The sequence below is a fragment of the Priestia sp. AB genome (genome assembly GCF_028369225.1).
Taxonomy (GTDB): Bacteria; Bacillota; Bacilli; order Bacillales; family Bacillaceae_H; genus Priestia; species Priestia megaterium.
Window position 1 is genome coordinate 16,464 of sequence record NZ_JAQMYN010000007.1, and the last position, 21,231, is coordinate 37,694.

General features: G+C 34.3%; 27 protein-coding genes and 1 pseudogene. 5 read left to right on the top strand and 23 right to left on the bottom strand.

All coding sequences use genetic code 11. From position 1 onward, the window contains the following. Window positions 1-92: 92 nt before the first annotated feature. Window positions 93-242, top strand: coding sequence for a hypothetical protein (locus POF52_RS20260; RefSeq protein WP_271994397.1), 150 nt, complete (start codon window positions 93-95; stop codon window positions 240-242). Window positions 243-429: 187 nt separating this feature from the next. Here the strand turns inward: POF52_RS20260 and POF52_RS20265 are convergent, their stop codons facing one another. The 9 genes from POF52_RS20265 to POF52_RS20305 all read right to left on the bottom strand — a co-directional run bounded on the left by POF52_RS20265 (window position 430) and on the right by POF52_RS20305 (window position 7,806). Further along, window positions 430-1,158, bottom strand: a complete 729-nt coding sequence (locus POF52_RS20265; protein ID WP_271994400.1) for an alpha/beta fold hydrolase — start codon at window positions 1,156-1,158, stop codon at window positions 430-432. Window positions 1,159-1,292: 134 nt separating this feature from the next. Beyond that, a complete protein-coding gene (locus POF52_RS20270; RefSeq protein WP_442956654.1) occupies window positions 1,293-2,294 on the bottom strand; it encodes an NADP-dependent oxidoreductase in 1,002 nt (333 codons plus the stop codon). A gap of 171 nt (window positions 2,295-2,465) precedes the next feature. Next, window positions 2,466-3,314, bottom strand: a complete 849-nt coding sequence (locus POF52_RS20275) for an alpha/beta fold hydrolase (RefSeq protein ID WP_271994405.1) — start codon at window positions 3,312-3,314, stop codon at window positions 2,466-2,468. A gap of 106 nt (window positions 3,315-3,420) precedes the next feature. Beyond that, window positions 3,421-3,996: a TetR/AcrR family transcriptional regulator gene (locus POF52_RS20280; protein WP_098807518.1), complete on the bottom strand. Its 576-nt coding sequence runs from the start codon at window positions 3,994-3,996 to the stop codon at window positions 3,421-3,423. A 427-nt stretch (window positions 3,997-4,423) separates the two neighbouring features. Then, window positions 4,424-4,894: a L,D-transpeptidase gene (locus POF52_RS20285; protein ID WP_271994408.1), complete on the bottom strand. Its 471-nt coding sequence runs from the start codon at window positions 4,892-4,894 to the stop codon at window positions 4,424-4,426. A 222-nt stretch (window positions 4,895-5,116) separates the two neighbouring features. Beyond that, complete coding sequence (locus POF52_RS20290) at window positions 5,117-5,782, bottom strand: restriction endonuclease (RefSeq protein ID WP_271994411.1); 666 nt, start codon at window positions 5,780-5,782, stop codon at window positions 5,117-5,119. After that, window positions 5,775-6,764 (bottom strand): DUF3991 and TOPRIM domain-containing protein, encoded by a 990-nt coding sequence (locus POF52_RS20295; RefSeq protein WP_271994412.1) that lies wholly within the window; start codon window positions 6,762-6,764, stop codon window positions 5,775-5,777. Before POF52_RS20295 ends, POF52_RS20290 begins: the two co-directional genes overlap by 8 nt. A gap of 79 nt (window positions 6,765-6,843) precedes the next feature. Next, window positions 6,844-7,299: a hypothetical protein gene (locus tag POF52_RS20300; protein ID WP_271994414.1), complete on the bottom strand. Its 456-nt coding sequence runs from the start codon at window positions 7,297-7,299 to the stop codon at window positions 6,844-6,846. A 54-nt stretch (window positions 7,300-7,353) separates the two neighbouring features. Next, window positions 7,354-7,806 carry a hypothetical protein gene (locus POF52_RS20305; RefSeq protein ID WP_271994416.1) on the bottom strand — a complete coding sequence of 151 codons (453 nt, stop codon included), beginning with the start codon at window positions 7,804-7,806 and terminating at the stop codon, window positions 7,354-7,356. Window positions 7,807-8,079: 273 nt separating this feature from the next. Here POF52_RS20305 and POF52_RS20310 point away from each other — a divergent pair, with 273 nt between their 5' ends. Then, a complete protein-coding gene (locus POF52_RS20310; RefSeq protein ID WP_164798232.1) occupies window positions 8,080-8,235 on the top strand; it encodes a hypothetical protein in 156 nt (51 codons plus the stop codon). A 170-nt stretch (window positions 8,236-8,405) separates the two neighbouring features. Here the strand turns inward: POF52_RS20310 and POF52_RS20315 are convergent, their stop codons facing one another. The 7 genes and pseudogenes from POF52_RS20315 to POF52_RS20345 form a co-directional block, all read right to left on the bottom strand. Beyond that, entirely contained in the window at window positions 8,406-8,669 is a 264-nt protein-coding gene (locus POF52_RS20315; protein WP_255323683.1) for a hypothetical protein, read from the bottom strand. 24 nt (window positions 8,670-8,693) lie between these two features. Beyond that, window positions 8,694-9,361: pseudogene (locus tag POF52_RS20320) on the bottom strand (ImmA/IrrE family metallo-endopeptidase); the annotation flags it as partial. A gap of 224 nt (window positions 9,362-9,585) precedes the next feature. Further along, the gene (locus POF52_RS20325; protein ID WP_271994820.1) at window positions 9,586-9,942 is read right to left on the bottom strand and encodes a hypothetical protein; all 357 of its coding nucleotides are present in this window, start codon (window positions 9,940-9,942) and stop codon (window positions 9,586-9,588) included. An 11-nt stretch (window positions 9,943-9,953) separates the two neighbouring features. Continuing rightward, window positions 9,954-10,160, bottom strand: a complete 207-nt coding sequence (locus tag POF52_RS20330) for a hypothetical protein (protein WP_016764253.1) — start codon at window positions 10,158-10,160, stop codon at window positions 9,954-9,956. A gap of 134 nt (window positions 10,161-10,294) precedes the next feature. Beyond that, the gene (locus POF52_RS20335) at window positions 10,295-10,951 is read right to left on the bottom strand and encodes a hypothetical protein (RefSeq protein ID WP_271994419.1); all 657 of its coding nucleotides are present in this window, start codon (window positions 10,949-10,951) and stop codon (window positions 10,295-10,297) included. A 62-nt stretch (window positions 10,952-11,013) separates the two neighbouring features. After that, the gene (locus tag POF52_RS20340; protein WP_176586519.1) at window positions 11,014-11,301 is read right to left on the bottom strand and encodes a DUF5592 family protein; all 288 of its coding nucleotides are present in this window, start codon (window positions 11,299-11,301) and stop codon (window positions 11,014-11,016) included. A gap of 14 nt (window positions 11,302-11,315) precedes the next feature. Then, window positions 11,316-11,645: a hypothetical protein gene (locus POF52_RS20345; protein WP_271994423.1), complete on the bottom strand. Its 330-nt coding sequence runs from the start codon at window positions 11,643-11,645 to the stop codon at window positions 11,316-11,318. A 597-nt stretch (window positions 11,646-12,242) separates the two neighbouring features. Between POF52_RS20345 and POF52_RS20350 the strand changes: the two genes are divergently transcribed. Then, window positions 12,243-12,704, top strand: coding sequence for a DinB family protein (locus POF52_RS20350; protein WP_271994822.1), 462 nt, complete (start codon window positions 12,243-12,245; stop codon window positions 12,702-12,704). A 155-nt stretch (window positions 12,705-12,859) separates the two neighbouring features. Here POF52_RS20350 and POF52_RS20355 read toward each other — a convergent pair whose 3' ends face one another. The 5 genes from POF52_RS20355 to POF52_RS20375 form a co-directional block, all read right to left on the bottom strand. Beyond that, on the bottom strand, window positions 12,860-13,393 hold the full coding sequence (locus tag POF52_RS20355; RefSeq protein WP_271994425.1) for a GNAT family N-acetyltransferase: 534 nt from the start codon (window positions 13,391-13,393) through the stop codon (window positions 12,860-12,862). Window positions 13,394-13,535: 142 nt separating this feature from the next. Further along, window positions 13,536-13,730, bottom strand: coding sequence for a DUF6980 family protein (locus tag POF52_RS20360; protein WP_176585470.1), 195 nt, complete (start codon window positions 13,728-13,730; stop codon window positions 13,536-13,538). A 173-nt stretch (window positions 13,731-13,903) separates the two neighbouring features. Then, window positions 13,904-14,029 carry a hypothetical protein gene (locus tag POF52_RS20365; RefSeq protein WP_255323540.1) on the bottom strand — a complete coding sequence of 42 codons (126 nt, stop codon included), beginning with the start codon at window positions 14,027-14,029 and terminating at the stop codon, window positions 13,904-13,906. A 341-nt stretch (window positions 14,030-14,370) separates the two neighbouring features. After that, window positions 14,371-14,949, bottom strand: coding sequence for a YpmS family protein (locus tag POF52_RS20370; RefSeq protein ID WP_176585469.1), 579 nt, complete (start codon window positions 14,947-14,949; stop codon window positions 14,371-14,373). A gap of 82 nt (window positions 14,950-15,031) precedes the next feature. Continuing rightward, window positions 15,032-15,313 carry a hypothetical protein gene (locus POF52_RS20375; RefSeq protein ID WP_271994430.1) on the bottom strand — a complete coding sequence of 94 codons (282 nt, stop codon included), beginning with the start codon at window positions 15,311-15,313 and terminating at the stop codon, window positions 15,032-15,034. Between the two features lie 434 nt (window positions 15,314-15,747). Here POF52_RS20375 and POF52_RS20380 point away from each other — a divergent pair, with 434 nt between their 5' ends. After that, window positions 15,748-17,970 carry an MMPL family transporter gene (locus tag POF52_RS20380; protein ID WP_271994432.1) on the top strand — a complete coding sequence of 741 codons (2,223 nt, stop codon included), beginning with the start codon at window positions 15,748-15,750 and terminating at the stop codon, window positions 17,968-17,970. 64 nt (window positions 17,971-18,034) lie between these two features. On the opposite strand, the gene POF52_RS20385 is transcribed toward POF52_RS20380, so the two are convergent. Together POF52_RS20385 and POF52_RS20390 are read right to left on the bottom strand one after the other, a co-directional pair. Next, a complete protein-coding gene (locus POF52_RS20385) occupies window positions 18,035-18,679 on the bottom strand; it encodes a response regulator transcription factor (protein ID WP_271994434.1) in 645 nt (214 codons plus the stop codon). After that, complete coding sequence (locus tag POF52_RS20390; RefSeq protein ID WP_271994436.1) at window positions 18,680-19,876, bottom strand: sensor histidine kinase; 1,197 nt, start codon at window positions 19,874-19,876, stop codon at window positions 18,680-18,682. It abuts the gene before it with no gap. A 374-nt stretch (window positions 19,877-20,250) separates the two neighbouring features. Between POF52_RS20390 and POF52_RS20395 the strand changes: the two genes are divergently transcribed. Then, entirely contained in the window at window positions 20,251-21,033 is a 783-nt protein-coding gene (locus POF52_RS20395) for a hypothetical protein (protein ID WP_176585464.1), read from the top strand. Window positions 21,034-21,231 lie beyond the last annotated feature (198 nt).

Below are 21,231 nucleotides of genomic sequence, written 5' to 3' on the forward strand. Positions count from 1 at the left end.
AAATAATGATTCTAACAAACAATCTAAACTATTCGTTAATCGGTAAGATTTACGTATTATCAGCTCTTTGAGTTGTTGTAGAGGAAAATATAATGAATGAAGAAGAATTTGAATTAGCCATTAAACAACTCCCCGATATGAGATATGAATATTTTATCAAAAAGTTGCTGACCATGGAGAAACTTGGGGCTTATATAACTATCGTTGGGCAACAGCACAGGGTATCCATGGTAATATTTTGATTCCTTTCTTTCCAAAAAAATTTTAGCGGAAATATGAATGTATATTTGCTAAAATAATTCAATATTCTTTGCCATGATCGTTGTTTTAATTATGGAGATGGATGCTTATCCTCCACTTTTGGTTATAATTGATAAACGAAGACTAATATTTATATTTTCAAAAGGATAGTCTGTATTTTAATGTTCATTAACTTAAAAATGTTAGTACAATTTCGACAAACTCTTTTGGATATTGAAATAAAGAACCATGTCCTGCATGATTAAATATTATTATCTTACTATTAGGAATTCTATTTGATAAGTCATATGAGTTTTCTGTTGGAACCATGCGATCATTATCTCCGTTTATTATTAATGTTGGCTGAACAATTTTAGATAGATCTGCAGGCTTCTCTTTACCCCATTTAGTGATTGCATCTAATTGTTTTCTATAAGCTTTTAAACTAATTGTTTTATCTCGATGTTTTTTCCTTTTTTTTATTTGAGCTAGAAATTCCTTAGCCTTTTTCTTACCATTATCTGTGGTTGGAAAAAACAGATAGGTCTTGACGTCTTTAAAAGTCAAGGCAGCACGGACAAGATCAAAATTAGTAATACGGATGACATTAGAAATCTCTTTTCCTCCTCGAGGCCCCGTACCAACTAATACCACCTTTCTTATCAAATTTGGCTCTTTTGAAATTAATTCTTGCGCAATCATTCCGCCCATAGACAAAGCAATCAAATCAACCTTTAAAAATCCTAATAGTTTTATAAATGTGATAGCATCATCTGCCATTTGAGGGATGTTGTTTGGTACTTCACCATTGGATAGTCCGACCCCTGTGTTATCAAACGCGATGACCCAATGACTTTTAGCAAGACCATCGATAACCCTTGGATCCCAATTATCAAGATTTGCTGATAGATGTGTCAATAAAATAATAGGGGTTCCTTTTTTTTTCCTAATTCTCTATACGCATACCTTTTACCATTCTGTTGCTGAATTAATAAGTTAGGTGCGTCAATATAAGAATAATAAATCGACATTGCTACTCCTCCTACTTATCTTCAAAATTTAATAACCACTTTTCCTTTTGGATGACCATTTGCAACTAAGTTTAGTGCTTCGTTAATATTATCAATTGTAAAATTAGTAGGATCGATAGCTGGAACAATATTGTTTTCTTCAATAATGTTCGTAATTTTTTCTAACTGCTTTCCATCAGCTCTTACGAAAAGAAAGCGATATTGAACAGCCTGTTTTTTTGCTTTCCTATCAAATTTAGCACCAACTAGTCCAAAAAGGATTTGTTTCCATTTAGGAAAACCTCGATCTATTGCAAACTGCTTATTTGGTCCTGTACGAAGACTTAGTAAGCGACCACCTGATTTGATAATGGACAATTCTCTGTCAAATTCATCTGCACCGAGTGTATCAATAACAAAATCAACTTTGTCTAGTATTTCCCAATAATTTTCCTTTGTGTAATCGATATATTGATCCGCACCAGCATTCAACGTCCTTTCTTTAGCAGAAGGACCCCCAGAAACAATGACCTTCAATCCCATTTCTTTAGCAATTGGAACAGCCATTTGGCCAAAGCTTCCGGATCCTCCTGGAATGAACACTGTTTGCTCTTTTTTCGCTTCTAACTCTTCTGTTAACCCTTGAAATGCCGTCAAACCAGTTAGAGGTGCAGCAGCTCCGGTGACATAATCTAAATTTTTCGGTAAATGCCAGATGACTGCTGCATCAACTGCAACATACTCTGCAAATGCTCCAATCTTCTCAATAGGGAGTCTCGTATAAATAGAATCTCCTACCTTAAATTCATGTACATTTTCACCAACTTTTTCAACTATTCCAGTTAGTTCATTTCCTAATGTAAGAGGCATTTCATAATCTTGAATTAGTTTTACGCTTCCTGTAATATTTAATATTTCAAGTGGATTTATGGCAGCCACTTTTACCTTTACTAATACTTCGTTATCTTTAATACTAGGTATAGGAATATCAACGACTTGTGCTTCAATTTTTTTTGAGTATTTTTGTATTTGAGCAGCTTTCATACTCTTCATCTCCTTTTTAAAAAGAAACCACCAACTCTTACATTGATGGTTTCAATTTTTATTATTTCATTCATTGTAGGATAGTCTGTGTACCCTTCTTCACACTTATTAATATAAAATGCTTCTTATAATTTGCTCATATAACTTCTCATGTTAATCGTTATATTATTTTTATAAAGGTGTTGAATCTAGGAATGAATTTACATTTTCAGCAAATAATTCAGGAAATTGAAATAGATGTCCGTGACCAGAGTCAGGATAGATAATGAGTTGTGCTTTTGGTAAGTGTTCAGTTAGTATATAACTATTTTTGGTCGGAACCATAACATCATTAATACCATTCGTTACAAGTACAGGGTGTTTGATGTTTTGTAACCATTCATAATCATGATTAGATTTTTGTTTAGCCCATTTTGCAATCGCTTGTAATTGTGCCTCTTTTACTTGTTCTGAACTGTTTACTTTTTTCTGATTAAAAATTCTTTGTAGTGATGCCATTCCTGCAGATTTACTTGTTTCGGTTTGCTCGTAGAAAAAGAACATAAAATCATTTATTCCATCTTCTTCTGTTCCGCCGTGACGATTCATTCTTTCAAAAATCTCTGGATTTGGATTAATGCCAGATTCAGGCGAAGTACCTGCCATGATAATTTTTCTTACTAAATCTCCTTCTTGTAAAGCTAGCTCTTGTGCAACCATGCCACCAATGGAAAAGCCAAGAATGTCAACTTGTTCTAATCCAAGAGCTTTTATAAATGTTGCTGTATCTTTTGCCATATCAGCAATTGTATTAGGCGTTAGTCCATCAGTCTCACCAACCCCTTTATTGTCAAATAAGATTACCGGGCGTGTATTTGCAATAGGTTCAAGCATGTTTGGATCCCAGTTTTCCATCGTTCCTCTAAAATGAACAAGAAATACTACTGGTATACCATCTTGTGTACCAAATCTTCTATATGCGTAACGAATTCCATCTGCTTCAATAAATTCTGATTCTGTTGGTATTTTAAAGTTTGTCATTTTTGTGTTCCTCCTTAGAAATTAAAAAAGAAATTTTATCAGTTTATGATGGTTTGTTTCATAATAATTTTAGAATGAACGTTCTAAAAAAGGTAAAAAAAGAAAGCTAGTCCAGCACTGAAAGTGCTAAATTAATGATGCCTTCTAATTCTTTTTTATTGTAATTAGTTTTTATTAGTACTCTTATCCCTACCAAATTGTTGTGTAAGAAACGAGATGTATTATGGGAATCGATTTCTTTTGATAACTCTCCACTAGTTTGGCCCTGTTTTATAAGGTTATTAAACATATCTTCAGTACGATTAAACATTTTTGTAACTATGCGTCCAATTTCTTTGTCCAACAAAGATAATTCAACAGCTGCATTTACTGATAGACAACCTTTTGGGTATTGTTCAATAGCATTCAGTATGAAAATAAAAACCTCACGTATCGTCTGTTTAATGGATGAAGTGTTCATAATTATGCTTTCCATCTCATTGACAATGAGCTCTTCATAGAGATTAAGGGAAGCTAAAAACAATGAACGTTTGTCACCAAATGTGTCGTATATACTTCTGCGGTGTATTCCCATATGATCCACCAAGTCTTGCATGGATGTTTTTTCATAACCCTGTTCCCAGAAAAGCTCCATTGCTTTTCTTAATACTGCTTTTTCGTCGAATTCTTTACTTCTAGCCATTTTTATTTCTCCTTAAAAAAATCCATGAGTCAATACTAACAAAAACAAACTTCATAATCCATTATAGAATGAACGTTCTAAAATAAACGTATGAATTTCAAACCATGATTAGATAATAACATTTTTAGAACGATTAGTAAAGAATTATAACCAAACAATAATTCCCAACAAATTTACTGCATATCACAATATTGTCCATAAAAATATGAAGATATTCAATTGTGAACTTGTCAATATTTATTGGACACTAAGTTAGGCTACTATGATGAATAGGCTTTTTCGTATTCAATTTACCAATAAAAAAGCAGCATTCCATGATAAAAAAAACATCGAATGCTGCTCAGATATTAATTGTTTTTCATCTTGTAGCCTTTGAATTTGTACCCGTATACGCTCGTAAGATCCACAAAGCTTTTATAAGAATACGTCATGGGCCTACTTGGACTTTATCATAAAGCTTTTCGATGTCTGCATTATGCATTCTCACGCAACCTTGACTCACGTATTTTCCAATGCTGCTTTCATTGTTATTGCCGTGAATGCCGTATGTATCACCATACGTACCGTTAGCATTTAACCCTAACCAACGTTTTCCTAACGGATTGCGAGGATCGCCCCCAGGAATATGTCCTCTATAGTAAGGGCGGTTTTTAATTTTGTTTACCACTTTAAAAAAGCCAACTGGTGTTTTGTCCCATGTTTTCCCTGTTGCTACTGGATCAACAATTTCAATATAACCATTATGAAAATAGGCAAGCTTGTTATAGTACTTGTTAATGATGATTAGATCTTGATTCGCTGGTTTACTTGCTGCTTCTGTTTTCCCTTCATTAACTCCACATAATGCGACCATTAATAATGTAAGAACGGTCATTGATTTAATAAAAATGTTCTTCATAAAAACTCTCCTCTTTTTTATATTTTATAGGAAACAAAAAAAGCACTTTCAATTAGAAAGATGCTTTTTCATCATAATCATTTATAAATAAAAACCTAGATAATCGATGATTTTGACATGCAGAGAAACGCTCTCTGACGAAATTAACTTTTGTTTTGCGTATAACTTACTCATTCGATGCAAATTTCAGTATCTATTTAGAACAAGAAAAAACAGACCTTACTATAATGAAGGTCTGCTCTTACTTACTTCCTTATTAATTTTTTCCGTATGACGACAAGAAGGGAAAGAGGAACAGCCAAAAAAGCGAGTGCCATTCCCATCTCGTACGACTAGATCTTGCCCACACTTTGGACATTTACGAGGTTCTGGTGTGATATTTTCAAAGATTTCCCGTGCTTTAAAAACAGGATTCACCTCATTAATAAACTTTTGAAGATCCGCCCGATCCAATAAGGTCACATCACATGCAGCTGCAAGCTCTTTTGCTTGTTTCGTGAAATAACTATTGGTCACAACCCACGCTTGATTCGCTTTATAATAAGCTTTTGCCGCGTACACTTCTTGTACTGCTGAAAGACTGACCCTATTTTTAGCACTATACCGTTTGGCTTGAATCACAACTTTTTCTTTACCTTTCATCACTAGATCAGCCCCAAAATCACCTGATTTTGGTGTTATTTGTGGTTTGTATCCTAGTTGTTGAAAAAGTGCTCCCAAATATACCTCAAATTGATACCCATCCATCTTATCAATATAAGGCATACCTGATTGAGCTAACTCTTTCATATACCTCCGTTCACGAAGGACACGGTAAGCAAATTGAGAAAGTTTCACTAAAATCATGATAAGAAAGAGGTAAAATACACCTTGAAACACTTTATCCATTCATTGAAAGCTCCTGTTCAGTTTGTTTATTCCGGAGACGTGATGCTACAGGTTGAATGCTTTTTCCATTCTTCTTTAATTGCTCGTTCCAATCTTTCGCTCCCTTTGGAATATCTGCTCTTATTAAATCAGCATTAACGATTTGGTTCATTTTGTCAATAAATTCTTTTCCCCCTTGGTCATTATCGACAGCTAACACCGTTTCCTTAATGCCTAAGCCTTCTCCTCGAGCTTCGATATAAGACCGAGCAACAGTTTTAGGCTTTAAGCCATTCATACTAATAAGGCGTGTATTCTGCAATGTATTCTCCTGTATACTCCAATAAGAAAGAAGGTCAATTGGGCTTTCAAAGAAATGAATCTTATTTGGGCGACCAACATCAACTGAAAAACCTGTATGTGGGTTATCGTTCGGTAAGACTTGTTTAAAAGAACCTCGTTTATTTTTTATCGAAGCTGTTCCTTGCCGATCCGCCCCGATTACCTCTCCTTTACCTCCATGCTCCCGCCATTTAAACACCACATTGTTTCGTTTGTCCTGGGCAATTAAATCTTTTTGAAGGAGCCAGTTAACTAATCGAGGATCTATTTTACGTTCTTTTATGAGATAATCTTTTACTTTGCTTTGATCCTTCACTTCTAACTCTTTTGGGTAGCGAAAAGGCTCTTTTGATGGTGAAACCGACGGTTGCTCATGCGACTGAGAAAGCTCTTTGTAATCACCTTTGTTGATATCTAATACGGCTTGTGGAAACGACATCCCATAATACATTCGAGCGAAGCTAATCGCTCCATACCCTGTTTCATTCCGGCTGTTCCAAGCGTACATATTTCCTTTGAGAAGTAAGCTATCATGTTCCGTATGACGATAATACTTTCCCTCTTTTACAAAGGTTTCGCCTTTGGCTTCCAGATACGACAACAAATCAACATCTCGCGCTTTCATGATTTCCCCCTCATTGACGTATTTTCGTTCTCCCATCTAATCACTCCCTCACTTCACCCTATGCAAAAAGGGAGCTTTTCAGCCCCCCTCATTCTTTTCCAATCTTTTGCCATTTTTAGCGTTCTATTTCTTGTTGCTCTTGCCATTTCTTTGAAGAAAATGCTCCATTATTCCGTGCAAAAAACTTTGTAAATCCATTTTGTGATTTCTCTTCTTTTTTCTGCTTGTCGTAATCCTTCTTCTCTGTGTCCAAAGCCTTTTCAAGCTTCGTTAACTTCTCACGTTGAGAATCAGTCAAATTCAGCTCTTTTAATTCCTGCAGCACTTCTTTTTTCAATTTGTACACCTTATCAAAGGAATGCTTTTTTTCAAATTCCTTCATTTTTGCCACACGCTGCTCTTTTTCTTGAGATGTTTCTTGCTTGAGTTGCTTTTCGACAGGAGCTTTTTCTGATTCAGCTTCCTTTTTTGCTTCTTTAGAAGAATCTTTTTCATCTGATATGCCTAATTGGGCTAACAAACTTTGTTTAAATAGCTGCTTATACTGTGTTTCTTCACTAGGCTGCTGCATAACTTCTAGTACTTCTTGTTTGTAATCTTCTTGATATTGATCCCTTTCTTGTGCCTATTTTCGTGCTTGAAACTGATGAGAAAGTCCATTTTCCATTCCTTTCAATTGGTCAGGGGTGAACTGCTTTTCTTTTAAAGCACTGGATTTCAACATCACATAATCGTTTTCTGCGTTCACACGGGCTAACATACTATCAATATCTTTAGGCTTTTCTTCTTCATGCGCTTGTAAAAACGTAAGGTAGCTTGTTTTGAGCCCCGTTTCTCGATCTTTCTCTAAAACAGGACTCACATCATGACTTCTCAAAAAATCAACTGTTGCTTCACTTCCATAGGCTTGTTTTTGTCCTCTTTCATCGGTGTAAACAAGCAAAACCTGTGGCTTTTCCTCCCCTATAGCTATAGCTGATTGTGTTAAGTAAACAGCACCAGAAGGGATGTCTTGCAGCAGTTCACCACTAATATTGGACCAACCTGCTTCGATCTTTTCATTTTGTGGGTGTTTCATGAGCTTTTTGAGTTCTCGTTTATCGGAAATAAGCTTGTTAAATTCTTCAATTAAAAGAGATGTAATTTTTTTTATCGTTTATTCCTCCAATTAATTTGATTTTAAATATGAAAGAAAGGATTATTTATAAAAGAAAAAGCAGAGGTATTAACAGGATCTGCTTGTTAAATTTAATTTTGTCAGGTTAAAATCACTTCATTTTTTCCAGTATAAAATTGATCTCTTTACAGAAAATATCCTTATCTACGAATTATGAACAAGGAGGGGGAAAACTTGGGTAATAAAAATAACCCGTTAGTTGGTATTGGAATTCTTTCGATACTATTAACAACAATTTATACAGCAGTACTTGCATCACAGTTGATGGCCACTAAACACAAGGTTGATTACCTTTATTTTAAAAATAAGTTCACTGGAAATAAAAACTAGTTCTATTAAGACGGTGATTGGCATCGTCTTTTTACTATTCTTTGTTTACACAATATTTATCTGATGTGCCGTCAAATATTCTTGCTATACTTTACCTTTCGATTTCCTGTTTTTCTTTTTTCTTCTTGACGATGCCTGTACGTTTTTGAGGGTACATTTGATTACCCACTTCAAAACGGGCTTGAAAAGTAAGAGATTGTTCTTGAACTTGACCATTGGTGATCGGTGATCCCCTTTTCCTTTTTAGCAATATTCGAATCGATCTGATGTTCAAGTTTGACGACTTCTTCTTTCGTTATCCATCCATTTTTAATGGCTTGTGTTTTAGTTAAATAATATTTTTCTTCAGCTGTGACACGTTCTAAAATGCTATCTACATTTTGTGCCGATTCCTGTTGCTGTTTTTGTTTATAGTCCTCATAGCCTTCTTTCATTTTCTCTTGTACGCTTTGAGGCGAAAGAGGATCTGCTTGCTGCTGTTTGTCATTGTTTTTTTCTGGTGACTGATTTTTTTCTTGTTCTTTGACTAAAGTATCTTCGAATGTTTCAATAAAGCCAACTGATGTTTCATGAACTTCTTTTAAAAGCTTGGTTTTATCTTCAAAGGTCTTTCCTTTCGTCCAATGTGACAGTAATCCAAGGAATAAGAAGTGGTGTCGATTCCAAAATAAGAGGAAACCGTATAAGCTGTCATTTCTACCTGAAACTCTTTTTCCGCAGCCGTATAATTTAGATGTGTGTCTTTGGTGTGAAGTTTCACGTGTGCCAACTCATGTATCAAAGTCTTTACATTTTGACGTTCAGAGTTACGGGGATTTAATGCAACTTCTTGAGTATAAGAAACTCCCTTTGCGGAACCTAGTTCTTCTTTAGGAGCAATAATAGAAATACCATTCTTTTCAGCAATAGCTTCCATGCCTTTATAAAGTGCCTTATAGTCATTCAAATTACCCTCTAACCAACGATTTGGGAAAATCTTAGGTAAATCACTCGCTTTTGCGTTCGTTTGTGCCACGTCGAAAAAATAGCCGACTGAAAAGTACAGTCGACCTTGAGTAACTTCTTTTTTTTCATCTTGTATGAGTTTCTTTTCCTGTGGAGTGGCTTTATTAATCGGCTTCTGTGTTTTAATATTCATTGGCACCAATATATTCTCTTGATGAACCACATATTGATGAAATTTCTTCGCTTCTTCTGGACTTAAATTTACCTCTACCTCTTTGTCTTGATACTGTACAATGGCATGATCCTCTCCTACAGCTTTAATCGAAGCTAACACTAAATCTTTGTTAAAAAACATATTTCATTCCTCCTCTACATTTTTAAACCTATCTTTATATAAATCCATCATTAAGATGGTTGTTTCTCTTTGGACTCTTCCCAATCAATCCGTTTTTGGCGTTGATTCGCAATACGCTTCTCAACTGCTTCTTTCGCAACCTTCGTACTATCTAACTCTTGTAAATCCGTTGTCATTAATCCATCAAAACCGTGATGGAAGAAAAGACCGTTCATATATTCAATTAAAATTTGTGAGTTTTTATCGGCACTGTTTGCTCCAAGACGAATCTTTGTTAATTCATCTTTTAAAACCTGATGTAAGTTGTTGCTCACCACTTCTGAAGTGTATTTCAATGACCACTCATTACTCTTAGCTTCTTTAGATTCCTTACAAATTTGAGCAATAGCTTCACCTGTAAACCAAATACCATTTTATTCTATATTTTCTTTACCTCCGGTAGTTTCTCTTTCTTTTTTTCCTTTTCAGCCTTTGGAGGTTGTAACAGAGAAAAAGGATTCTTTTTCTTTGTTTGAGCGATCCATTTATCCATTTCCTTTTCATCAAAGAGAAGGGATTTATTTGTCTTTTTTTTCTTTAAAATAGGTTTCTCTTTTTCTAGGATTCTTTCGTCAAATAATGCCATCTATCATACCCTCCTTGTAACTTTTAAATAATCTCTATTCAAAATATTAGTACCACTTACAAATAATCAAAAAGAAAGAGCACGTTTCGAAAAATATAAACGAAAACATGCCCCTAATTAAATAAAGTAATGATTTAAATAAAATATGGATCATTTAAATCATTATTGTTAATCACTACATCTGCGCTTAATTGTGGTTGATGTTCATCTAAATAGATTTTTGACGCTGCATGATACCTTTTAATAAACATTTTCTCGGCTTTTTCATAGTTTCCAAAAGTTTGCTCTTCTCGTTTGGCCCCTCTTTTCCTAGCTAATTCAAAGTCAGTACTAACGAATATTTTAAAATCATATAGGTTGCATAATTGCTTTTTAAATAGAAAAGTTCCATCTACAATTAAAATCATATCCTCAGTTGCTAGTTGAATAGTGGGTTTAACATATTGATCTGTCGCTAAATCTAAAGAAGCTGCTTGATAATGACAGTTACCCTCAGGTCCTAAAGGAATTAAAAGCTTATGCTTAAATGATTCATAATCATGGGCATCTTGGTAATAGCCAAGAGCTGACTCTTTTCCCTGCCGGTAACGAATAGATCTCGGGTTATGAAAATGATCTATACTTGTTCTAATCACATTCTTTCCCCTATTTTGAAGTTCCTCAGTGAGTTCATTAGCAAGTGTTGTCTTTCCTGAGGATGTAATTCCACTAACTCCTACTCGTATGGGGTGTCTTGTCTTTAAGTCCAATACTTCATTAGCTAATTCAGAAATAAGTTTTTTTCTTAACATGTGATCTCCTTTCTAAACACTGATGCCTTTATTTTTCTATCTATAAGATGAATAACCTCTTATTATTCATCTCGGTCAATAGCACAATATGTGCTCTTTTTCCTTACCAATGTAAGTAACAGCGCCTCATACATTCGTTTTTTAGGGTTCGTACTTGGTCTAATGATTATCAGCATCCCAAATATGCTCATGAAGATATAAAAGGGAATTTGAAGTGTAGGATGATTAAAAAAGCGTAACATCATCGTGACCATAAGTAAGCCAATAATGAACAACAAATCAAAGAGATAAAGAGATTTATTAATCTTTAATTCCGTCGAGATTTCTTTCGGAATGTTATAGTTTTCCATAACTCTTCTCCTTTTCATAAAAAAGAGAAGTATCGCTTGTTACTTCTCTTCTTTGATCCAAGGTTTCGTAAATCTCGCCCTGTATTTCGTCCAATTTGATAAGAGCGTTTTGTTTTAGGGATCGTTTGTGAATGATCAATAGGTTCTTTTACCTTTCCTACACTCTCTTTGACGTTATCCCGTACCACTTGTGCAATATTGCGTGTTTCTGTTCGGTGTTGATGCGGTATTAGAATATCTTCTGTAGAAGGAGGTACCGTGTCTTTTTCAATTGATTGTTTTACTTGGGGAGGTTCCTGTGTAGCCGCCAATTGTGCTTGTGCTTGATCCATCCCTGTCGGCATGGAAGCAGAAGGTTCTCTTGTTGGTGTAGGGTAACTTACACTTTACAGAAGAGCTACTTTCACTTGTACTCCCACCATAACCGGAAGTTTGGATTTCATCATGGAGAGAAGCACTTCCACCTTCTACAGAAGAAGTTGATCCTTGGCTATCGGTAGAAACACCTGTTGCTTTCATTTCATCTTGTAAAGATGTGCCTTGACCTGATCCTTTTCCGTCTGAAGCATTCCCTTCACTATTTTTATCTGCTTCTTGGTTTTCAGTAGAAGTTATATACAGAGATATTTCTTGTTCCCCAAAGGATTAAAATGCATAGGATTTAATACTTGGAGCAAACTACTCAAGACGTTCTGCAACGTCGACCAAACATTGATTATCATTCATGAAACAGAAAAAACAACTGAATGGACCCAGTTGTTTTTTCTGTTTTTAAACTTTATATGTTATTCATTTTTAGTTAACATAATTTATGTTCTCGGCAGCAAAGGTATTGATAATATTTCCAATTGGTGTATAGTAAAGGATAATTTTATATATGTCTAAGAGGTGGGAATGATATGGAAAAGTTAGAGTATGAATGGGTAAAATAAACAAGACAGATTTTACTAGATCAGTGTAAAGAGCTAAATAAAGATGACTTTACGAAAGAGTTTGAATTTGGGTTTAAAAGTATTAGAGACTCTTTAGTTCATGCGGCAGGTTGCTATCACGCTTGGCTAGGTTCTTTTATTCTTTCAGAAACCTCATCACCACTACTTACAAAAGAAAGAATTAATAATATGCAGATAGACGATATTCAACGGTATTTCGAACAAGCTGATAGATACGTAGAAAAAGTATTGGAGCAATTCACAGATAAATTTGATAAGCCTATCGAAAAAGAGCTTGCTTGGAGAGCAAACAGTGGTCTTATAAGAAAAACACCTCGTCAATTACTTGTCCATTCACTTACTCACGAATCACATCATAAAGGACAAATTGTAGCTATGTTACGTCTACTTGGGCATACGCCTAAAAATACGGACATATTAGGGTTACCCGCCAAAGAACTTGCTAAATAATAAATTAAGAAACCTTTCCTAAAAGAGCATATGTTTAGAACAACATATGTGCTCTTTGTAAGGTTCATAAAAGAATACGTTTATAGTTAACATAAAACACGTTATCGGTAGAAACAACAAGCCTAATTTAAAAAATTAGGCTTGTTGTTTCATAATTATTTACTTCTATTACTGAGAGATAGAATGGAAATATCTTTCCATCCATATGCTTCATCTTCTACTATGCACTCTCCAAATCGGCTCTCTCGGTGAGTATAATACTTACCTCCCAAACGTTTATAAAATCCACTTCCAGATTTGTTATTTTTCATCACCCATACCATCATAGAAGAAATACCTTCATTCATAAAATGTTCAGCAACAGTTGAAATTAGACTTCTTCCAGCACCTAGTCCTCGAGCAGCAGGTAAAAGGTAAAGTGCGTATAATTCTCCTTTAAATTCCTTGTCATTATTAATTTGAGCTGCTGCAAATCCAATAATTTCTTCAGAGTCATTACTAGCAATATAAATAAATGAGTTATGTAGTGAATCACTAAAAAATTTCATCCATTTATTTTCAGCTTCTTCATACGATAGTTCCTTTAGAAAGTTGTCTGGAACTAAACCATTATAAGTTGTTTTCCACGTATCAACATAAATCTTTGATATCACCCTTATATCGTCTATGTTTGCTTTTCTAATTTTCACTTTAAACACCTCTTCTACATTCTAAACATAATTAACTTTATATACTTACTATATATAAAAAAAGTTTTATTATCTAATGTTGAATGTATGTGATATACAAAGGTAGTTAACATAATACAGCTTTTTAAAATCATGTTATCTTTTATAACTTTTTACCACACCATGGGCAAAATAGTATCCCAATAACTGCCGTGCCACCATCATGAATAATAAGTCCATACTCATTATCTCTTTTATCAAATAAAATGAGTTTATCCGGACATTCAAACGGATCTTTATGAATATCACAGTCGAAATTAGCATGATATTTCATATCCTCACAGCAATACTTATCCATTCAGTTTCTCCTTAACCCTATAATAAATAATGCTACTTGGATGATTATATCATTAATTTATTACTAAATATGTTCAATCTGAAAATGAACATTATGTACAAAGAAAGTTAACATAATCACCATTACAAGCACATATAAGAAAAGCCATCCAGTAAATAAGATGGCCTTTCTTATTACATATTAGCTAGTTCTACTTTAAAAGGATCATTAACTTCTCTAAGCTTACAATAACCAGAACTATAAATATGAATAATCTTAAATCGTTTACCCCGGTATAAAACTTCTTTATTAATTGACATACCTTCCCTCCTGATTCACTAATATAGGTCGTTCCACATATTAACCATTTTCCTTATTTAACATCATTTAGAATAAAACTAAGGTACTTTTCCCTTTTTGTGTATGTTTCAAAACATAAATTTAAATACATATTTTTTACTCTCTTGAGCAAACTGCCCGAGACACCGTGAGGCATCAGTCCTTTAATCAAATAAATGTAACAGACAAAACAAACCAAAGAACCCCTACGAAATTGAGAGTTCCAAGGAGATTGAGTTTCTGTATTTTTTAACCTATTTAAGGAGATTATTCCTTTATCTAAATCAGCCCAAGAACTTGTTAGAAATCTCAATTTCAATCATTAACGATCTGTGAAAAACAGTAATTTGAGGGAAATATCATCTTTTTTTAAATTGATATGATTTACCTTAATTTTCATATGGCTATGATTAATCTTCAACTTTTGTAATTCAACATAAATCGTCTTATTAACCGGTTGGATTATTATCCAATCGGGGAGCTTGACCGAGCTATTCACAAACTTCAAAACAGAAGAAATAGGAAGATTTAACTTACCTAAAGAAAAGGATTTTGGTATTAAAATTAAATCTCCATTTTTTGAAGCTTTGGGTATAAACGTAATTTTCACTTGAACTTTTTCTGAGAGGACAGGCACAAATCCCTTGAATTCAATAACATCATTTTTTAAACGTACGTTGTATGATGTGGTTATATTCACATATTGATTAAGTAATTTGTTAAGGTCTTCCTTATGTGTACTAATATTAAATTGTACAGACTTTTTATTATCCATAAATGTGTTTGGTAATGAAGTTGGCTGATCTGTTGAAAAGACCATGCCCCCAACCATTATTATGATGAAAAGAACTCCTCCTAAAAGTGTAAAAAAGGCAATTTTCCATCGGTTTTTTATACTCATAAGCATGTTCCTTTTAATTCTATTTTTTATCTGTTTACATCTTCTTTTCATAATACGTTTTCGCAGGAAAACGCAACCTAAGTTATTCTTCTAGATTAATATTGTTTAATTGTTGTTTTAGGTCCCAATCTTTAGGTTTTGCCTTATCCTCAAACCATATATTTCCCCCTTGAAGCCAATATTCACGATATTCATCAATAGTCATTCCTAATTCCATTTCGTAATATTCTGGCTGAAAACCACAACAAGAACATATTAGTCCGATATTTGATGTCCCTTTTTTGTTATATAGTGGTCTCGGCAAATGACTATATCCACAAACTAAACAAACGTAAGATTTTCTCTTCCTAAAGTTTTTAAACAATGAGTTTGTTCACCTCTTTTTGAACCAATTAAAAGACTTCGGAATCAGATCATTAAATTTTTTAAAAAAAGACTATTCCTATGACTCTAAGCAATAAGGGTCCTTATCCCATTAATAATAGGGTGTCATCGTATTCTTGGGCTTTAACTTTCCTTATCCTAATACAAAATGAAATTTAAAAAAACGTACGTGAGGGCAATCTAACCTATGTTTTTTAAAAGCAAAGAATGTTCCCACGTTTATGGAAATCTTGTTGAAGAAATTCCTGGAAGGAAATACCGATTAATTCCTTCTAGGGCCTTTATTATAAAAAAACATAAAAAATAATAAATCTGCCCAAACGTACGTATTCAGCATTAAAATCCTTTGTTACGATTTGTCTTGACCAAGAGGTTGATTATATAGATTGAACAGTAAATGGAGAGGAGAACGATATGTCTAAATTGTTGTATAAAATAGGTGGCTGGTCTGCCAGAAATAAATTTAAAGTCCTTGGTGGTTGGATCATTATAATGATTGCCATCCTAGGAATTGCTTTTTCCATGAAACCAGCGTTCAGTGAGGAGATGACCATCCCAGGAACAGCTTCTGAAAAAGCTGCTGATATCATTTCTGAAGAATTTCCATCTACACCTGATGTTGGGTCGATACGGATGATTTTCGGTGCTGAGGGGAAAGAAAAACTTAATTCCAAAGAGGCTCAAAAAGCTATCTCAGATGCACTTGATAAAATATCGCAGGATAAATCAGTAAAATCTATTGCGAATCCTTATGAAGTAGGCACCATCAATCGTGAGGGCACTGTTGCATATGCTGATATTACTTATAAAGAAAAAGCTGAAAACATAACTAAAAAATCTAAAGAACTAGTAAAAGACAGTGCCAAGATGACAGAAAACCAAGGTATTCAAACAGAATTAAGTGGAGATATTACAGCTTTTAAACTTGAGATTGGTGGCATATCCGAAGTAATCGGAATCGTTATGGCATTCATCGTGTTGGTTGTCATGTTCACTTCATTTTTGATAGCAGGATTACCGATTTTTACAGCTCTGATTGGATTAGCTACAAGCCTAGGAATTACATTCTTAGCTACTAATTTCTTTGATATCTCGTCAGTAAGTATGACGCTAGCCATTATGATTGGTTTAGCAGTCGGTATAGACTATGCATTATTTATTTTCTCTAAGCACAGACAACAGCTGTCCGAAGATATGGATATTCATGAATCAATTGCCCGAGCAACGGGAACAGCTGGAGGAGCCGTTGTATTTGCTGGTTTGACTGTAATGGTGGCACTCTGCGGTTTAACAGTAGTTGGCGTACCATTTCTCGCAGTCATGGGATTAACGGCAGCTATCAGTGTTTTAATGGCTATGCTTATCTCTATCTCGTTAGTTCCAGCTGTTTTAGCTTGGGTAGGGAATAGGATGAAACCTAACCAGAATGTGTCAGGTATTTTTCGATTCGTTACAAAGGGAGGGAAAAAGAGACAGGGACAATCAACTAATTGGTGGGGAAGATTTCTCAAACGTCAGCCATTGTTGATTACTATTATTAGTATTTTGCTTCTATTAACTATTAGTGTACCTGCTCTTCACCTAAGACTCGGTCTTCCAGATGACGGCATGAAGGCTGAAGGTACGCCAGAAAGGCAAGCCTATGATTTAATGGCAGAAGGGTTTGGTAAAGGAGTTAATGGCCCCCTTGTTGCGTTGATTGATGTATCTAATACAAGTGAAAATAAAACAGATGCGATTAATAAAATTTCTAAAAAACTAACAGAATTAGACAATGTGTCTAGTGCAACTCCCCCGGTACCAAGTGAAAGTGGAGACTACGCAATTGTCAATATTGCTCCTAAAACCGGACCTAATGATGAAGAGACGACAAACTTAGTACATGATATAAGAGATATTACAGCATCAGATAGCAAAAATAGCCCACACATATACGTGACGGGTATGACTGCAATTAATATTGATATAGCCGAAAAACTAAATGACGCTATACCGTTATTTGCTGGTTTAATTGTAGGATTTGCTTTCTTATTACTGGTAATTGTATTCCGATCTCTACTCGTTCCCCTAACTGCAGTACTAGGTTTTCTATTAACTATGACGGCTACGTTAGGGTTTGCAGTCTTCGTTTTACAAGATGGTTATTTGGGTAAATTATTCGGAATTCCTGCAGAAGGGCCTATTTTAGCCTTCTTACCCATTCTTGTAATAGGTATCTTGTTTGGTCTTGCTATGGACTATCAAGTCTTCCTTGTTAGCCGTATGCGAGAGGAATATGTAAACACAGGGAATGCGAGAGAATCTGTTCAAGCAGGTATCAAGTTCAGTGGTCCTGTCGTTACGGTTGCTGGCTTAATCATGATTTTCGTATTTGCGAGCTTTATATTCGCAGGAGATGTAATGATTAAATCAATGGGATTGGCTCTCGCCTTTGGTATCCTATTTGATGCTTTTATTGTTAGATTGACCATCATTCCAGGTCTTATGATACTAATGGGAAAAGCATCTTGGTACTTACCAAAATGGTTAGATAATATTATTCCAAATGTTGATATTGAGGGCCATGGTCTAGACGAAGTATTAAAAAAAGAAAAAAATAAAGAAGAAAAAAAGCATAGCTTAAGATATGATAAGTAAAAAAAAGACTTCTACTTTATGTAGAGGTCTTTTTTTGTTGCGTCTTTTACCTTATCGGTTTATTTTATAAATGAATGATACCTGATTGAATGGCTACAACTACAGCTTCGGTTCTTGAATCAACTCCTAATTTATTATAGATACTGGTTAATTTAGACTTTACTGTTCTCTCTGCAATCCCTATGTCATAAGCAATTTCCTTACTTGTAGAACCACGTGCGATGGCTTGTAAGATAGTCATTTCTCTTGGTGTTAACATGACTTTAGATTTACTTTGCTCTTTTAGAAGTTTTGTTTTATAGTTTTGAATTCGCTCTGTAATCTCAGGTTGTAGCAAAGTCTCTCCTCTAATGGCTGAATCGATAGATTCGAATAAATTCTCTACGCCTGTATCCTTTAATAAATACCCTTTAGCTCCTGCTTCGATTCCTTTCATCATCAATTGATCCTCGTTATAAGTAGTAAGGATAACGATAGGAATTTCAGAGTTTGTTCTTCTTATTTCTTTAATGGCCTCCAATCCACTCATGACCGGCATATACAAGTCCATTAAAATGACATCTGGCTTTAGTTTTTCAACTAAATCAATAGCTATTCTCCCGTTTTCAGCTTCCCCTACGATTACATATTTATCGTTTGTTTCAATAAGTAATTTAAGACCCTCTCTCACTACCAGGTGATCGTCTACAATTAATATTCTATGTTGCATTTACTCAGCTCCTTGCAGTGGGATGTTAATTTGTACATTTGTTCCTTTATTCTCCTCGCTATCAATGTCCACTTTTCCTCCTATAATACGAACTCTTTCTTGAATACCTAACAATCCATAGTGGTTACCATTATTTATTTTCATATCAGTATTAAAACCGATTCCATCATCTTTGACTGAAACAAAAAGAACTTTTTCCTTTTCCTCAATTCTTACCCAAACATTTGTGGCTTTTGCATGACGTGTTATGTTTGATAAACATTCGCTTATAATACGTAAGCAGTGTTCTGATATCGTACTAGAAAGCTGCTGCATAACCCTGAATTCAAAATGACATTCTAGTCCAGTTGTGACAGTGAAATACTGTACTTCCTCTATAATAGATTGTTGGAAATCATACTTTTCCTTAGTATGCAGGCGTAAGTTATCAATCGCTAATCGTGCATCAGCTAATAATTCACTCACTCTCTTCATAGATTGCATGACAATTTCTTTTGCCCTTTTGTCATTCCCTTTAGTAAGATGAACATTCGTTGCTTCTAATTGCATTTTTAGTCCAGCTAACCCTTGTGCCAATGTATCATGTAAATCCCTTGCCATCCTTTGACGCTCATTATGTAAGGTGAGCCGTTCAACTTGTTGGTGAGCCAATTCAATTTCTTCTAACATATACTGTGTTCGTATTCTCACATTAACTTGGTTGAAAAATATAACAGCATAAGACACAATAACCACCATGATAGGTAGTGTAATGATCAAAAATGTATCAAGAATTTCACCTGGGACCATAACTAGCGTATTTATAGTGAATAAAACAAGAATCATCAAAAATAGATAGTTTTTTTTGCGTCCTGCGGCTCCTATTGCTTGGCCAACTAATAAGGGATAAAGTGTAATGATTATTAGAGGGATATCTTGCGTAAAAAAGGCACTGATATATACAATGAATGATTGCAAAACGAAATACAACCAAAACTTACCTGGTAAAAATAAATTAGAATAACAATAGATAGTCGTAAAGAGTATAATGAGTATTGTAAAAATTACATATTGTTCGATTGCAGGCGCAGTTTTAACTTTTAATATTAAGGATATAGTATAAGCTATTACTATCCATATTAATCCAGGTAATCTTGCAGCTCTCATATTGTTATATTCTTTCTCGTTTGGTGTCCTAACATAAGACATATTATTCATAACTATTCACTTCCTTTAGTAATAAACATAATATAAATTCTCTCCTTATATATGCCCTTAAGGGCAATCAAAACTTCTATTATTAATACTCAGAATCTTAGTCAGAGTCATATAAAGTTATTGAGAAGATAAAAAATAAAAGTTGGAACAAATCTAATAGTAATCTTTTATAAGTAGTATACAATATGTATTTCTAGTTAACATAGTCAAAACTCTAGGAACCTAATAGCTAAAAATCCTTTTTGTCTTACAAAGGGTTTTTAGCTATTTTAAACGTATAAAACAGAATAAATATATATAAATATGTTAATTATGGATTAAAGGTGTAAAAGACAATTTGTTCAATCCCCTACCAATTCCATAGGAGAACATACATGAAAAACTATACAAACGATAATACAGCAAGACGCTATGTAGCTCACGTTAGTATATTTGGAACCACTCAGATTCACTTAAGAAATCCCTACATTATAGCCTGGTGGTCAGCAGCCTTTCCTGGCTTCGGACATTTACTTTTATCTAAATATCTTCGAGGATTTGTTTTATTTATTTGGGAAGTTGTTATTAATCTCCAGTCAAATATAAACGTGGCTATGATTCATTCCTTTCAAGGGGATATAGACATGGCGAAAGAGTCACTAAACACTAGGTGGCTTCTCATTTATATTCCTGTCTATATCTTTGCCATATGGGATAGTTATCGAACGACGGTTGATTTAAATAAAATATATCTCTTAGCTGAAAGAGAAAATCACACCTTTAATTCCTTTAGTATGGGAGCTATGGAGATTAACTACTTGGATAAAAGAAATCCTATTATGTCTATCATATGGTCCTTATTTATGCCAGGTTTAGGTCAGCTTTATATTCATCGAATAATCGTTGCTTTTTTTATTGTTACTTGGACCGTTGTTTTCTTTTACTATTCTCATCTTCTTGAAGCTATTTCTCTTCTCTTTTTAGGCGAAATCCAGAAAGCTACCAACGTATTAAATCCAGAATGGTTACTGTTTTTCCCTTCTCTTTATGGGTTCGCCACTTATGATGCTTATATCAATACAGTTGAAAACAATAAGCTTGCTGAAAAAGAACAAAAGAACTTTCTAGAGAAAACCTATCAAAACCCAGAATTTTATATCGAAAAGGGAAAAAAGTGACAAGATGACATGCAGATTTCTGCTACATTTATATGAATTAAAACATCGTAACCAGAGCAAACTATTCAAGACGTTCTGCAACGTCAACCAAACATTGATTATCATTCATGAAACAGAAAAAACAACTGAACGGACCCAGTTGTTTTTTCTGTTTTTAAACTTTATATGTTATTCATTTTTAGTTAACATAATGGATTT

What these genes read in the sequence shown, in the direction of transcription:
- POF52_RS20260 (WP_271994397.1), top strand. Translation starts at nt 93, where the DNA reads ATGAATGAAGAAGAATTTGAATTAGCCATTAAACAACTCCCCGATATG.
- POF52_RS20270 (WP_442956654.1), bottom strand. Translation starts at nt 2,294, where the DNA reads ATGAAAGCTGCTCAAATACAAAAATACTCAAAAAAAATTGAAGCACAA.
- POF52_RS20275 (WP_271994405.1), bottom strand. Translation starts at nt 3,314, where the DNA reads ATGACAAACTTTAAAATACCAACAGAATCAGAATTTATTGAAGCAGAT.
- POF52_RS20280 (WP_098807518.1), bottom strand. Translation starts at nt 3,996, where the DNA reads ATGGCTAGAAGTAAAGAATTCGACGAAAAAGCAGTATTAAGAAAAGCA.
- POF52_RS20285 (WP_271994408.1), bottom strand. Translation starts at nt 4,894, where the DNA reads ATGAAGAACATTTTTATTAAATCAATGACCGTTCTTACATTATTAATG.
- POF52_RS20290 (WP_271994411.1), bottom strand. Translation starts at nt 5,782, where the DNA reads ATGGATAAAGTGTTTCAAGGTGTATTTTACCTCTTTCTTATCATGATT.
- POF52_RS20295 (WP_271994412.1), bottom strand. Translation starts at nt 6,764, where the DNA reads ATGGGAGAACGAAAATACGTCAATGAGGGGGAAATCATGAAAGCGCGA.
- POF52_RS20300 (WP_271994414.1), bottom strand. Translation starts at nt 7,299, where the DNA reads ATGCAGCAGCCTAGTGAAGAAACACAGTATAAGCAGCTATTTAAACAA.
- POF52_RS20305 (WP_271994416.1), bottom strand. Translation starts at nt 7,806, where the DNA reads ATGAAACACCCACAAAATGAAAAGATCGAAGCAGGTTGGTCCAATATT.
- POF52_RS20315 (WP_255323683.1), bottom strand. Translation starts at nt 8,669, where the DNA reads ATGAAAGAAGGCTATGAGGACTATAAACAAAAACAGCAACAGGAATCG.
- POF52_RS20330 (WP_016764253.1), bottom strand. Translation starts at nt 10,160, where the DNA reads ATGGCATTATTTGACGAAAGAATCCTAGAAAAAGAGAAACCTATTTTA.
- POF52_RS20335 (WP_271994419.1), bottom strand. Translation starts at nt 10,951, where the DNA reads ATGTTAAGAAAAAAACTTATTTCTGAATTAGCTAATGAAGTATTGGAC.
- POF52_RS20340 (WP_176586519.1), bottom strand. Translation starts at nt 11,301, where the DNA reads ATGGAAAACTATAACATTCCGAAAGAAATCTCGACGGAATTAAAGATT.
- POF52_RS20345 (WP_271994423.1), bottom strand. Translation starts at nt 11,645, where the DNA reads ATGCCGACAGGGATGGATCAAGCACAAGCACAATTGGCGGCTACACAG.
- POF52_RS20360 (WP_176585470.1), bottom strand. Translation starts at nt 13,730, where the DNA reads ATGGATAAGTATTGCTGTGAGGATATGAAATATCATGCTAATTTCGAC.
- POF52_RS20365 (WP_255323540.1), bottom strand. Translation starts at nt 14,029, where the DNA reads ATGTCAATTAATAAAGAAGTTTTATACCGGGGTAAACGATTTAAGATT.
- POF52_RS20370 (WP_176585469.1), bottom strand. Translation starts at nt 14,949, where the DNA reads ATGAGTATAAAAAACCGATGGAAAATTGCCTTTTTTACACTTTTAGGA.
- POF52_RS20380 (WP_271994432.1), top strand. Translation starts at nt 15,748, where the DNA reads ATGTCTAAATTGTTGTATAAAATAGGTGGCTGGTCTGCCAGAAATAAA.
- POF52_RS20385 (WP_271994434.1), bottom strand. Translation starts at nt 18,679, where the DNA reads ATGCAACATAGAATATTAATTGTAGACGATCACCTGGTAGTGAGAGAG.
- POF52_RS20390 (WP_271994436.1), bottom strand. Translation starts at nt 19,876, where the DNA reads ATGAATAATATGTCTTATGTTAGGACACCAAACGAGAAAGAATATAAC.
- POF52_RS20395 (WP_176585464.1), top strand. Translation starts at nt 20,251, where the DNA reads ATGAAAAACTATACAAACGATAATACAGCAAGACGCTATGTAGCTCAC.